The organism is Rhizobium sp. JAB6 (assembly GCF_003024605.1).
Taxonomy (GTDB): Bacteria; Pseudomonadota; Alphaproteobacteria; order Rhizobiales; family Rhizobiaceae; genus Rhizobium.
The window spans coordinates 541,216-554,587 of the sequence record NZ_PYJQ01000001.1 but is presented as its reverse complement, the minus strand read 5'-3'; the positions used below and the strand labels follow the sequence as shown (position 1 = coordinate 554,587).

Genomic DNA, 13,372 nt, shown 5'->3' with positions numbered 1-13,372 from the left:
GCCGCCTGCCGGGAGAGGGGTAGGGTGAGGGGCCAGGAGGTACAGCAAACCCCGGCTTCCCGATCAAACTCGAAATAGCCCTCATCCGCCCTTCGGGCACCTTCTCCCCGCGGGCGGGGAGAAGGAAACTCAAATCGCTAGCGCCGATATTCAAACCCCAGCTTCCGTCCCAGCCGCGAAGCATAGAATTCGCCGACAACCCCCCGGCGGAAGAGCAGGACGCAGACCATGAAGACGATGCCGGTGATGATGGTGACCGGGAACTCCGAGGTGGCGAGATAGTTTTCCAGCGTCGCCACGAATCCTGCGCCAAAAATCGGCCCGATCAGCGTGCCAATACCGCCTAGGAGCGTCATGAGAATGACCTCGCCGGACATCTGCCAGGCGACATCGGTGAGCGTCGCGAACTGGAAGACCAGCGCCTTGACGGCACCCGCAAGCCCGGCAAGTGCGGCCGACATCACGAAGGCGCCGAGCTTGTAATGCGCGACGGAATAGCCGAGCGAGATCGCCCGCTGCTCGTTCTCACGGATCGATTTCAGGATCATGCCGAAGGGCGAATTGATGAAACGCCAGATGATCAGCACGCCGATCAGGAAGACCGCGAGGACGAAATAATACATGTTGAAGGAGTTGTTGAGGTCGAGCACGCCGAAGAGGTTGCCGCGCGGCACTGACTGAATGCCGTCCTCGCCATGGGTGAATGCCGCTTGCAGGCAGAAGAAATAGAACATGTAGGAGAGCGCCAGCGTAATCATCGCGAAATAGATGCCCTGCCTACGGATGGCGACGAAACCCATGACGAGGCCGAGCAGCGACGCGCCGGCAACGCCGATCAGGATGCCGAGTTCGGGCGGAAGCCCCCACTCCTTCACCGCATGGGCGGTGAAATAGGCGGCGCCGCCGAAGAAGGTGGCATGACCGAAGGAGAGCAAGCCCGCATAGCCGAGCAGCAGATTGAAGGCACAGGCAAACAGCGCGAAGCAGAGCACCTTCATGACGAAGATCGGATAGATGAAAAACGGCGCCCAGATCAGACCGACAAGGCCGAGGATCAGCAACAGCTTCTGCACGGAAAGCTTCGGACGTTCTTTGGAACTCGAGCTGATTAATCCAGCCATGTCACGCCTCCCGGCCAAAGAGACCCGCAGGCCTCAGAAGCAGCACGATTGCCATAATCACGAAGATGACAATGTTGGACGCTTCCGGATAGAAAACCTTGGTGAGGCCCTCGGCAATCCCGAGCATATAGCCTGTGACGATCGCGCCCATGATCGAGCCCATACCGCCCACGACGACCACGGCAAAGACGATGATGATCATGTTCGATCCCATCAGCGGCGAAACCTGATAGATCGGTGCTGCCAGCACGCCGGCAAAGGCGGCGAGCGCGACGCCGAAACCGTAAGTGAAGGTCAGAAGCACCGGCACGTTGACGCCGAAAACCTGCACAAGTGTGGAATTCTCCGTCGCGGCGCGCAGATAGGCGCCGAGCTTGGTCTTTTCGATCAGCAGCCAGGTGCCGATGCAGACGACCAGCGAGGCGATGACCACCCAGCCGCGATAGACGGGCAGGAACATGAAGCCGATATTTTTCGCGCCCGCCAGCTCCGTCGGAACGGCATAGGGCTGGCCGGAGGAGCCGTAAAGATAGCGGAAGGTCCCTTCGATGGTCAGGGCCATGCCGAAGGTGAAGAGCAATCCGTAGAGCGGATCGATCCTGTAGAGGCGGCGCAGACAAAGTCTTTCCACCAGCGCGCCGAACAGGCCGACGATCAGCGGCGCCAGAACGAGGGCCGGCCAATAGCCGATGCCGGTATAGGCGAGCAGCAGATAGGCGGTGAAGGCGCCAAGCATATAGAGCGCGCCATGGGCGAAATTGATGACCCGCAACATGCCGAAGATGATCGCGAGACCGAGGCTCAGGAGCGCATAGAAGGAACCGTTGATGAGCCCGATCAGCAATTGACCGAGAAGCGCCTGGGCGGGGATGCCGAATATCGTCGTCATGCTCAGACCCCCAGAACCTTGTGCAGCATATCCATGCGCTCGGAGAGTTCGCCGACGGGGAATTCCGAGACCATCCGGCCGTGATCCATCAGATAAAAGCGATCGGCGATGCGGCTGGCAAAGCGAAAATTCTGCTCGACGAGCAAGATGGTCATGCCGCGGCCTTTCAGCTTCTGCAGGACTTCGCCGATGCGCTGGACGATGACGGGGGCAAGCCCTTCCGTCGGTTCGTCGAGCAGCAGCATGCGGACGCCGGTGCGCAGGATGCGGGCCATGGCGAGCATCTGCTGCTCGCCGCCCGACAGCCTTGTGCCAACACTGTTGCGCCGCTCATGCAGGTTCGGAAACAGCTCGAAAATCTCGTCAAGCGTCATGCCGCCCGATGCCACGACCGGCGGCAGCATCAGATTTTCATAGACGCTGAGCGTCGAGAAGATGCCGCGCTCTTCCGGCACGAAACCGATGCCCTGATGCGCCGTCTTGTGCAGCGGCACCTGCATCATATCCTTGCCGGCAAATGCAATCCTGCCCTTGCGAGCGCGGACGATACCGACGATGGTGCGCAGGGTCGTCGTCTTGCCGACGCCGTTGCGGCCGAGGATGGTGACGGTTTCCCCCTCGCCCACTTTCATATCGACGCCATGCAGGATGTGGCTTTCGCCATACCAGGCATTGAGGCCCTGAACGTCCAGAAGCGGCGCCATCGTCAAGCCTCCTCCGTGCCCATATAGGCTTCGCGGACGCGCGGGTCCCGGCTGACAGTCGCATAGTCACCCTGGGCGAGGATCTCGCCGCGCTGCAGGACTGTGACATGATGGCAGATATCGGCAACGACGGAGAGATTGTGCTCCACCATGAGCACGGCTTTGTCGCGCGCGACATCGCGGATGATGGCCGAGACGGTGTTCACATCCTCCAGCCCCATGCCGGCCATCGGCTCATCGAGCAGCAGCACCTTCGGATCGAGCGCAAGCGTCGTTGCGATCTCCAGCACACGCTTGCGACCATAGGAAAGATCGGCGGCGATGGCATCGCGCTCCTTCGATAGCCCGACGGAAGCGATGAGCTGTTCGGCGCGGACATCGAGGCTGTCGAGCGCCGAGAGCGGCCGCCAGAACTGGTGGGCGAGATTGTTTGGCCGCTGCAGGGCGACGCGGACATTGTCCAGCACGGTCAAATGCGGGAAGACGGCCGATATCTGGAAGGAGCGCACGAGACCCATGCGCGCGACCTTGTCAGGTCTTGTCTTGGTAATATCGGTGCCGAGCAGCGTAATCGTGCCGTGCGTCGGCTGCAGGAACTTGGTGAGCAGGTTGAACACCGTCGTCTTGCCGGCGCCGTTCGGCCCGATCAGCGCATGGACCTGAGCGTGACGCACATCGAGATCGACATTCTTGACGGCGGTGAAGCCGCCGAAATCGCGGCGCAGTCCCCGGGCGGACAAAACCACCCGGGGCTCTTCATGAAGATGTGTCGCGGACATCGCCATGGGCTGTTCCAAGCCCTATTGCTTGACGAGGTCGCAGCCGCTCTTGGCCGGATCGATATAGGCTTCCTTGCCGGGGATCGTCGCCAAGACATTGTAGTAGTCCCACGGCTCCTTGCTGTCAGCGGGCTTCTTCACCTGAAGCAGATACATGTCGTGGATCATGCGGCCGTTGGCGCCGACCGTGCCACCGCGGCCGAAGAAATCATCAACAGGCATTTCATGCAGCTGCTTGGCAACGGCCTCGGTGTCATCAGTGCCGGCTTTCTGCACGGCCTTCAGATACTGCATCACGGCGGAATAGGTGCCGGCATGGATCATATTCGGCATCTTGCCGGTACGGGCAAAGAAGCGTTTGCCGAATTCGCGGCTCTTGTCGTCGAGATTCCAGTAATAGCCTTCCGTCAGCGTCAGTCCTTGCGCCGCCTGCAGGCCTAGGCCGTGCACTTCGGCCAGCGTGAAGAGCAGCGCCGCCAGATGCTGGCCGCCCTGAGTGATGCCGAATTCGGAGGCCTGCTTGATGGCGTTTGAAGTATCGAGACCGGCATTGGCAAGGCCGATGACCTTGGCGCCAGACGACTGAGCCTGCAGCAGGAAGGACGAAAAATCATTCGTCGACAGCGGGTGGCGGACGGAGCCGAGCACCTTGCCACCGCTGGCCTTGACGAAATCGCTGGTCTGCTGCTCGAGCGAATAGCCGAAAGCATAATCCGCGGTCAGGAAGAACCAGGTATCGCCACCCTGCTTGACGAGGGCGCCGCCGGTGCCGACGGCCAGCGCATGCGTGTCATAGGCCCAATGGAAGCCATAGGGCGAGCATTGCTTGCCGGTGAGATCGGTCGTGGCAGCGCCGGTGACGATATCGATCTTCTTCTTTTCCTTCGCGACCGCCTGCACGGCGAGCGCCACCGAAGAGGTCGTCAGCTCCATGATCGCGTCGACCTTGTCCTGATCATACCACTGGCGGGCGATGTTCGAAGCAATATCGGGCTTGTTCTGATGGTCGGCATCGACGATCTCGATCGGCACGCCGAGAACCTTGCCGCCGAAATCCTCGGCAGCCATCTTGGCGGCCTCTACCGACGACTTGCCGCCGAAATCCGCATAGACGCCGGACTGGTCGTTGAGGATGCCGATCTTGACGACACCATCGGACGGGCCGGCGGCGAAAGCAGCAGTGCTGGCTGCAAGCAGAAATGCAACGGACGCAATAAGACTCTTTCGCATGTCCTCTCCTCCCAGAGATTTGGCAAAAACGAATCTGTTCAAAATTGGCCAGCCGCTTTGCTCAAAACGGCTTTTCCCGACCGCCAAGATCACGGAATTCGCGCGTTGACGCAAGTCGCGATTGCAACTAATTCCAAACAAGGTCTGTTCATTTTTGCACAGAGGAGGATGCATGAAGCGCACGCCGCACTTTACTTGGGACGACCTGCAGTTCTTCCTTGCCGTTGCGCGAACGGGGCAGCTTTCGACCGCCGCGCGGCAATTGCGCAGCAGCCATGCCACGGTCTCGCGGCGCATCGACCGGCTGGAATTCGCCTTGAAAGTCAAACTTTTCGAACGCAATCCACGCGGCTATATGCTGACCAGCATGGGACAGCGCTTCGTCGATACGGCCGAGCATATGGAGCAGGAAACGGAACGTCTTCGCGCCGATCTTTCGGCGGGATCGGCGGCACAACGGGGTGTTGTCCGCATCAGCGCGCCGGAGGGCTTTTCAAACTTCTTCTTCACCGGCGTCCTGCCGGAATTCGCGGCCCGGCATCCGAACATTTCGCTGGAGCTGATCACGATCCAGCAGATCATGTCGCTCTCGCGCAAGGAGGCCGATATCGTCGTGGTGCTCGACCCGCCGAAAGCTGGCCCCTACTTCACCGAAAAACTGACGGACTATCATCTGCAGGTCTACGGATCGCGCGATTACCTCGCCCGCCATCCGCCGATCGAAAGCCGCGACCACCTGCCGGACTTCGCCTTCATCGGCTATATCGAGGACATGATTTTCGCGCCGGGCCTGGATTATCTCGATGACGTCCATCCGCGCATCAGGCCGCAATTCCAGAGCTCGAGCATTTTCGCGCAGCTGACGGCGACCAAGAATGGTCAAGGCCTATGCGTGCTGCCATTCTTCATCGCCGGCAAGCACCCTGATCTGCAGGTCGTCCTGCCGCATGAGGTGGATCTCAGGCGTCACTACTGGATCACCTGCCATCGTGACCTGCGCCAATCGCCGCGCGTGCGCACCGTCATCGACTTCCTGGCGGACGCCGTGCGCAAGAATGCCCCGGCCTTTCTGGGGCCCTGGAGACATCCGGAAAGCTGAGTTCGTCAGATGCGTTACAGCACGCTTGGAGCGGCATAGACCTTGGCGAGGCCGGCGACGTCGAATCTCGCACGCTCGGCAAGATACAGCTCCCAGTCCAGCGACGAACGGACGATCGTTTCGAGGGAATTGTATTTCGGCGTCCAGCCCAGTTCGCAACGGGCAAGCGTCGCATCTGCGACGATGCTCGCCATATCGCCAGGCCGGCGCGGAGCAATGTCGATGCGGAAGGCGCGGCCATGGACGCGCATGACCATGTTGAGCACGTCAAGCACGGAATAGCCCTGGCCATAGCCGCAATTGGCAACCAGCGATCCGCCGCCATCGCGCAAGTGCCGCAGGGCCGCAAGATGCGCGTCGACGAGATCGCTGACGTGGATGTAGTCGCGAACGCCTGTTCCGTCGTGCGTGGCGTAGTCCGTGCCGTAAATGGTCACCTGAAGACGGCGGCCAAGGGCCGCCTCGCAAGCGACCTTGATGAGGTGGGTGGCACCGTCCGTCGACTGACCGGCCCGCCCGTTGGGATCGGCGCCGGCGACATTGAAATAGCGCAGCGCCACATAACGGAAATCATAGGCGGCGGCGGCATCGCGCAGCATCAGCTCCGACATCAGCTTGGACTGGCCGTAAGGCGATTCCGGCCGCAGCGGCGCATTTTCGCAGACCGGCAGCTCCGCAGGCTGCTGGCCATAGACGGCGGCGGTGGAAGAAAAGACGAAATGGCGGATGCCGGCCCTGACCGCGGCGCTCATTAAAATACGGGTCTTGCCGGTATTGTTCTCATAGTAGGAAAGAGGGTCCTCGATCGATACCGGGACGACCGCCGAACCGGCGAAGTGGATGATGGCCTCTATGTCGCTCTCGGCGAAAATCTGATGCAGCAGCGCTTCGTCGGCGATATCGCCGAGATAGAAACGGGCCGCCGGCGGGACCGCCCAGCGAAAGCCGGTCGACAGGTGATCGAGGACCACCACGTCCTCGCCCGCATCCAGTAATCTCCAGACCATATGGCTGCCGATATAGCCGGCTCCGCCCGTCACCAAGACAGTCATTCTTCGCGTCCCCGCCAAGTCTTATCGGCGTTATATGAGACCGTTTCCCCTGCGGAATTGATTAAAAGCGGAAGGCCTGGCGGGAAAGATTGTGGGGATGGTTAGGGTGTGCTTTCGCGATTTGATTGGATTTTATGGATTGGGGACGCAGATGATGGACATCTCTTGCTTGGAGAGTGTTCACCCCCTCTGTCCCCGAAAGGGACAGAGGGTATCAGAGGTGGGGCAATCGAGAGGAAGGCTCTCGATCGTAGATCCGGCCGAAGCGAAGCCCTCTCGTTACAAACTCAAAATATATCGGCTCAACCGCTCCGCAGCATCCGCCACCTGCACCGGATCGCGCAGGAAGCAGGCACGCATGAACAGCTCGCCACCCACACCGAAAGCCGTCCCAGGCGCCAGGCCCACGCCGGTCTTGTCGACTATGTCGATGGCGGCCTTGCGGCTGTCGGTGACACCGTCGATCTTCAGGAAGGAATAGAGCGCGCCATCCGGCTTCAGCGTCTCCACGCGGTTGGTGGCGATCAGCGCGTCGCAGAGAATATCGCGCGAGCGAGTGGCCTTCTCGATATTGGAGCGCACGAAATCGTCGCCCTCGTTCAGCGCCGCAACCGCGCCCCTCTGCATGAACTGCGCCACGCCCGAGGTCGAATATTGCACGAGGTTTTCAATCACCTGTCCGATCTCGGCCGGGGCGACGATCCAGCCGACGCGCCAGCCGGTCATCGACCAGTTTTTCGAGAAGGAATTGACGAAGAGGATCTTGTCGTCGGCTTCCTTGACATCGAGGAAGCTCGGTGCGCGGCCGCCGGCATAATAGTAGAGCGCATAGATTTCGTCGGCCATGATCCAGAGATCGTGCTTGCGCGCCAGCGCGAGAATATCGCGGAGATCCTGATGGGTCGCCGTCCAGCCGGTGGGGTTGGACGGGGTATTGATGAAGAGGCCCTTGGTTTTCGGCGTGATCGCCGCTTCCAGCCGTTCCAAATCGAGCGACCATTTGCCGTGTTCGAACCGAAGGGGGACGGGAACCGAGCGAGCGCCGGCGATCTCCAGCGCGGCGGCGATGTTCGGCCAGGCAGGCGACAGATAGACCATCTCGTCACCCGGAGAGGTGATCGCCTGCACGGAGAGCTGGATCGCCTGCATGCCGGAGCCGACGACATAGAAATTCTCCATCGGCAGCGATGTGCCGAAATGCCGGCCGTAGTAATCCGCCAGCGCCTGGCGTAGCTCCGGAATGCCGCGCTGCCAGGTGTAGAAGGTCTCGCCGGCGTTGAGCGAAGCCATGGCGGCGCGATTGATGAAATCCGGCGTCGGCAGATCGCCCTCGCCAACCCAGAGCGGCAGCAGACCCTCGCGGCCGCGGGCATAATTGACCACTTCGACGATCCCGCTTTCGGGCGCTGCAAGCGCGCGCGGGCTGAGGCTATTCAGTATGGGCATGCAAAGTCTCCGGTTTCTGCCTTCATAAAGCAGAGCGGCGGACAAATCCCATGACTTTGCCTTAGTGACCGATCGATTTTGGTGATGAATAAAGCCCCAGTCCTGGTATGGACCGGGACTCGTGAAAAGAATCGAGCGAAGCGTGTCAGCGCTTGGCGAGAAGATCGCGGATTTCGGTAAGCAATTGCACGTCGGCCGGCGGCGGTGCGGCCTCGGCAACCTTCTCTTCCTTCCGCTCAAGCTGGGCGCGCAGCGTGTTCACACCCTTGACCATCAGGAAGATGATCCAGGCAAGGATGAGGAAGTTGATGAGCACGGTGATGAAATTGCCGTAGGCGAAGACCGCGCCCTGCGCGCGGGCCGCTGCCAACGTCGGCGCGTTGACCGCCGAGGAGAGGCCGATGAAGTAGTTCGAGAAATCGAAGCCGCCGAAGATCGCACCGACGATCGGCATGATGATATCATCAACCAGCGATTTCACGATGCCGCCGAAAGCGCCGCCGATGATCACGCCGACCGCGAGATCCATGACATTGCCACGGGCAATAAAAGCCTTGAATTCACTAAGCATTGAGCAGTCCCCTTCGCGTTGCCGTTGAATTCACTATTAATGATTAGCACCATTTTTTTCCTTATTTTCAACAGCAAATCGACCTCGAACCCCATCCAGGCAGGCATATCCCATAATAATTTGGCAGGTTTGGCAATTTTAACGCTCATATGTTCGGCAACTTGTTCGTCAGTTGCGAGCAACCAAGCCGAGGCTACTGAACGTGTCCTTCGACTTCGAGTGAGTCGTTCGCTAGTGTCAGCCGCGCATCAAGCTTTGCCTGCTCTCCGCCATTACCTTCGCAACGAGTTTTCGTACATGGTCGGGATCGGGCGCCTGGTCGAAGAGGATGCGATAGATGATCGGCGAGATGATGTGATCCATCAGGTCTACCAGCGTCGGAAAGGGTTCGCCAGCTGCCTCCGCGCGCGCAATAAACACGCTCAGTTGGCGGCGTGTATAGGTGCCGCATTTTTCCGCATTGGCGCTATCGGGCACCGCGAGAACATCGCGTAGCAGTTGTCGTCCGACTCCCGAGGCCATTTCATCGGCATATTGCTCGACCCAGGCCTCCAGGTCCTCCCGGGCGCTGCCGATCCTGGCGGGCTCGCCTTCGGGCTGCAGGCGCGAGGCGGCAACATCCGCCAGAAGCTTTTGAAGGTCGCCCCAGCGGCGGTAGATCGTCGACGGCGTGACATTGGCGCGCTGCGCGATCAGCGGGATCGTTACATCGGCGCGATCCATTGTCGCCAGCATGTCGCGCACGGATTGATGTACGGCCGCCTGCACTCTGGCGCTGCGCCCGCCCGGGCGGGGATTTTCTCGATAGCCCATAAGCTCTTGCCAATTTCCCTTTGCGGATCGTGAATGACCATGGACATTCACTAACGCAAATTATTTGCTTCTATACGTCGGGCACCCTATATGCGCCTAACGCAATCTTTTAGCTTTAGGCAGGATATAGTCGATGACCGAACTCGATTCCACCGCCAGCGCTCCGATTTCGGCAGCCAGACGCCTGGCGCCGTTCTACTATGCCGCGACCAGCGCTCTGTTTCTGGCCGCCTCATCCGTGCCAACGCCCCTCTACCGCCTTTATCAGCAGGCTTTCGCCTTCTCCCCGGTGCTGCTTACGGTGATCTTCGCCGTCTACGCCTTTTCCCTTCTCGCCGCGCTGCTCATCGTCGGCTCGATTTCCGACCATCTCGGCCGTCGGCCCGTGATCTTCGCTTCGATCCTCCTCAATATGGTGGCGATAGCGCTGTTTTTAATGGCTCGAGGGGCCGATTGGCTGATTGCTGCCCGTACTGTGCAGGGCTTCGCGACGGGCACCGCCGTCAGCTCCATCGGCGCCGCCCTTGTCGATCTCGATCCCATCAGGGGATCGATCACCAACAGCTTAGCCCCGCTTGCCGGCATGGCGATCGGCGCGCTGGGGACGAGCCTGCTGATCCAGTTCGCGCCGGCTCCGACCGCGCTTGTCTATGTCGTCACACTCGCTCTTCTGACGCTGCAAGCCGCACTGCTATGGCTGGTGCCGGAAACAACGAGCCGACGTGCCGGCTTACTCGCATCCCTGAAGCCGGAAATCGCCGTTCCGCAGCAAGCGCGGCGGACGCTGCTCGCGCTGACGCCGATCAATATCGCCGTCTGGGCGCTCGCCGGCTTCTATCTATCGCTGGTGCCCTCGCTGATCGGCGCGACCACCGGCAGTACGGCGCCCCTGGTCGGCGGCTCCGTAGTCGCGGCCTTGACGATCAGCGGTGCGGCAGCGGTCTTCCTTCTGCGCAAGCGATCCGCCGCTACGATCATGCGGTTTGGCATACCGAGCATGACGCTCGGCATCCTGACCGTCATTGCCGGCATGCATGCGGCTGAAGTGCCGATTCTTGCGCTCGGAACTCTGATTGCCGGCGCGGGCTTCGGGGCAGCTTTCCTCGGCACGGTCAGAAGCATCATGCCGCTGGCAAAGCCCGACGAACGCGCCGGGCTGCTCTCGGCCTTCTACATCCAGAGTTACCTCGCCTTCAGCGTGCCCGCCATCCTGGCCGGGTTCCTGTCGAAAGCGCTCGGCTTTGCCGAGGCCGCCGATATCTACGCGGCGGCAATCCTCCTGCTCGTCGGCTGGGGCGTTGTTGCGCTGATGGCGGGGCAAGAGAAGCCATTAAGCAATACGTAAGCATAATCTTACGTATTTCCTTTGATCTGATGCTGAACGAACAAAAGTGCCGCTCCCGCCGGAAGCGGCCCATGATTTGTCCCCAGCAATGGCTTGTTGGCTCAAGCGGCCTTCTTCGCACCATAAGGGTCGAAGCGGCCGTAGAAGGTCTCCCCCTTCGCGGCCATATCCTTCAACAGCGCCGTCGGCTGGAAATGCGGGCCGTAGGTGGCCGCCAGCTTATCGCAGAGATCAACGAAGGTCTTCACGCCCACGCCGTCGATGTAGGACAGCGCGCCGCCGGTATAGGGGGCGAAGCCGAAGCCGAGGATGGAGCCGACATCGGCTTCGCGCGGATCGGTGACGATGCCTTCTTCCATGGTGCGGGCGGCTTCCAGCGCGATGGTGACGAGGAAACGCTGTTTCAGCACGTCGACATCGACCTCATCGGCCTTCTTCTGCGGATAGAGATCCTTGAGGCCCGGCCAGAACGACTTCTTCGCCGGTTTCGGCGGATAATCGTAGAAGCCCTTGGAGTTCTTCCGACCCAGGCGTCCCTCGCCTTCGACGAGACCGCTGATCAGCTGCATGTGACGCGGATCGACCGCCTTCTCGCCAAGATCGGCAACCGTCGCCTTCAGGATCTTGTAGGACAGATCGATAGCGACTTCGTCGTTCAGCGCCAGAGGCCCGACAGGCATGCCGGCCATCTTGGCGGCGTTTTCGATCATGGCCGCCGGCACGCCTTCGATCAGCATGTCATAGGCTTCGTGGATGTAGCGGAAGACGCAGCGATTGACGAAGAAGCCGCGCGTGTCGTTGACGACGATCGGCGTCTTCTTGATGGCCGCGACATAATCGAGCGCGACGGCGAGAGCATGATCGTCGGTTTCCTTGCCGAGGATGACTTCGGTCAGCATCATCTTCTCGACCGGGGAGAAGAAGTGGACGCCGATGAAATCGGCCGGGCGTTTGGAGTTCTTCGCAAGGCCGGTGATGGGCAGTGTCGAGGTGTTAGAGGCGAAGACGGCACCGGAGGGCAGCACGGCTTCGACGGCCTCGATGACGGCCTTCTTGACCTCGCGGTCTTCGAACACCGCCTCGATGACGAGATCGGCATCCTTGAGATCGGCATAATCGGCCGACGGGGTGATACGGGCAAGCAGAGCAGCGCCTTCATCTTGGGTCAACCTTCCCTTACCGACCGAATCCTTGACCAGCCCTTCTCCGACGCCCTTGCCCTTGGTCGCGGCTTCGATATCGCGATCGATGAGCGTGACGGGAATGCCGGCGGCGGCGGTGACATAGGCGATGGAGGCACCCATGAAACCGGCACCGACGACGCCGACCTTCTTCAGCTCGGTCTTCGGCCGGCCTGCCGGACGGCGGGCGCCCTTGCCGAGTTCCTGCATGGAGATGAACAGCGAGCGGATCATCGAATAGGCTTCGGTGGTCTGCAGCACATGGGTGAAATAGCGCTGCTCGATCTTCAGGCCGGTATCGAAGGGAACCTGCAGGCCTTCATAGACGCATTTGAGGATGGCGAGCGCTGCCGGATAATTGCCCGCCGTCTCGCGGCGCAGGATGGCTGGCGCCGCCGGCCAGAGCTGTGCGGCTGCAGGCGTCCAGATGCCGCCGCCCGGTGCCTTGAAGCCCTTTTCGTCCCAGGGTGCCACAGGCTTCAGCCCGTCCTTGATCATCTGCTTGGCGGCCGGGATCAATTGATCCGGCTCGACCACCTGATGCACGAGGTTCATCGCCTTGGCGCGTGCCGCCGTCAGCGACTGGCCCGTCGTCATCATCTGCAAGGCGGATTGCGCATCCGTCAGGCGGGAGATGCGCTGCGTGCCGCCAGCGCCGGGGAAGATGCCGACCTTGACCTCGGGCAGCGCGATCTTGACGCTCTTGGCGTTCGATGCGACTCGGCCATGGCAGGCGAGCGACAACTCGAAAGCGCCGCCCATGCAGGTGCCGTTGATGGCCGAAACCCAGGGCTTGCCGCAGGTTTCGAGCTTGCGGAACAGGCCCGTCATGCGCCCTACGAGATCGAAGAGCTTCTGCGTGGCAGCGGCGGGGTCCTTGGCCTTCTCCTCCTGATAGAAGGAGAACATCGACTTGATCATCGAGAGATCGGCGCCGCCGGAGAAGGAGGACTTGCCAGAGGTGAAGACCACGCCCTTAACCGCGGCATCGGCGGCGGTCGCGTCAATGATGGCGTTCAGCTCTTCCAGGATCTCGGCGGTGAAGACATTCATGGATTTGCCAGGCATGTCCCAAGTGACGAGGGCGATGCCGTCAGCGTCCGTTTCGACGGTGAAATTCGTGTAGGCCATTGGTTTCCTCC

The 13,372-nt window shown here is 60.9% G+C and carries 12 protein-coding genes; 2 read left to right on the top strand and 10 right to left on the bottom strand.

Features of this window, described 5'->3' with window-relative positions; genetic code table 11:
* Positions 1 to 137 precede the first annotated feature (137 nt).
* The 5 genes from C7U61_RS02740 to C7U61_RS02720 are packed head-to-tail and all read right to left on the bottom strand — an operon-like array spanning position 138 to position 4,723.
* Positions 138 to 1,121, bottom strand: a complete 984-nt coding sequence (locus C7U61_RS02740; RefSeq protein WP_106996583.1) for a branched-chain amino acid ABC transporter permease — start codon at positions 1,119 to 1,121, stop codon at positions 138 to 140.
* Between the two features lies 1 nt (position 1,122).
* Positions 1,123 to 2,010 (bottom strand): branched-chain amino acid ABC transporter permease, encoded by an 888-nt coding sequence (locus C7U61_RS02735; RefSeq protein WP_106996582.1) that lies wholly within the window; start codon positions 2,008 to 2,010, stop codon positions 1,123 to 1,125.
* 2 nt (positions 2,011 to 2,012) lie between these two features.
* Positions 2,013 to 2,714, bottom strand: a complete 702-nt coding sequence (locus tag C7U61_RS02730; protein ID WP_106996581.1) for an ABC transporter ATP-binding protein — start codon at positions 2,712 to 2,714, stop codon at positions 2,013 to 2,015.
* Positions 2,715 to 2,716: 2 nt separating this feature from the next.
* Positions 2,717 to 3,499, bottom strand: coding sequence for an ABC transporter ATP-binding protein (locus C7U61_RS02725; protein WP_106996580.1), 783 nt, complete (start codon positions 3,497 to 3,499; stop codon positions 2,717 to 2,719).
* A gap of 15 nt (positions 3,500 to 3,514) precedes the next feature.
* Positions 3,515 to 4,723 carry an ABC transporter substrate-binding protein gene (locus C7U61_RS02720; RefSeq protein WP_106996579.1) on the bottom strand — a complete coding sequence of 403 codons (1,209 nt, stop codon included), beginning with the start codon at positions 4,721 to 4,723 and terminating at the stop codon, positions 3,515 to 3,517.
* A gap of 172 nt (positions 4,724 to 4,895) precedes the next feature.
* Here C7U61_RS02720 and C7U61_RS02715 point away from each other — a divergent pair, with 172 nt between their 5' ends.
* The gene (locus C7U61_RS02715; RefSeq protein WP_106996578.1) at positions 4,896 to 5,822 is read left to right on the top strand and encodes a LysR family transcriptional regulator; all 927 of its coding nucleotides are present in this window, start codon (positions 4,896 to 4,898) and stop codon (positions 5,820 to 5,822) included.
* Between the two features lie 14 nt (positions 5,823 to 5,836).
* On the opposite strand, the gene galE is transcribed toward C7U61_RS02715, so the two are convergent.
* From galE to C7U61_RS02695, 4 genes are all read right to left on the bottom strand, one after another.
* Entirely contained in the window at positions 5,837 to 6,874 is a 1,038-nt protein-coding gene (galE, locus tag C7U61_RS02710; RefSeq protein WP_106996577.1) for a UDP-glucose 4-epimerase GalE, read from the bottom strand.
* 279 nt (positions 6,875 to 7,153) lie between these two features.
* The gene (locus tag C7U61_RS02705) at positions 7,154 to 8,320 is read right to left on the bottom strand and encodes a pyridoxal phosphate-dependent aminotransferase (RefSeq protein ID WP_106996576.1); all 1,167 of its coding nucleotides are present in this window, start codon (positions 8,318 to 8,320) and stop codon (positions 7,154 to 7,156) included.
* A gap of 145 nt (positions 8,321 to 8,465) precedes the next feature.
* A complete protein-coding gene (gene mscL / locus C7U61_RS02700; RefSeq protein ID WP_106996575.1) occupies positions 8,466 to 8,891 on the bottom strand; it encodes a large conductance mechanosensitive channel protein MscL in 426 nt (141 codons plus the stop codon).
* A 237-nt stretch (positions 8,892 to 9,128) separates the two neighbouring features.
* The gene (locus C7U61_RS02695; RefSeq protein WP_106996574.1) at positions 9,129 to 9,704 is read right to left on the bottom strand and encodes a TetR-like C-terminal domain-containing protein; all 576 of its coding nucleotides are present in this window, start codon (positions 9,702 to 9,704) and stop codon (positions 9,129 to 9,131) included.
* Between the two features lie 133 nt (positions 9,705 to 9,837).
* Between C7U61_RS02695 and C7U61_RS02690 the strand changes: the two genes are divergently transcribed.
* Positions 9,838 to 11,049 (top strand): MFS transporter, encoded by a 1,212-nt coding sequence (locus C7U61_RS02690; protein ID WP_106996573.1) that lies wholly within the window; start codon positions 9,838 to 9,840, stop codon positions 11,047 to 11,049.
* 101 nt (positions 11,050 to 11,150) lie between these two features.
* On the opposite strand, the gene C7U61_RS02685 is transcribed toward C7U61_RS02690, so the two are convergent.
* Positions 11,151 to 13,361, bottom strand: coding sequence for a 3-hydroxyacyl-CoA dehydrogenase NAD-binding domain-containing protein (locus tag C7U61_RS02685; protein ID WP_106996572.1), 2,211 nt, complete (start codon positions 13,359 to 13,361; stop codon positions 11,151 to 11,153).
* Positions 13,362 to 13,372 lie beyond the last annotated feature (11 nt).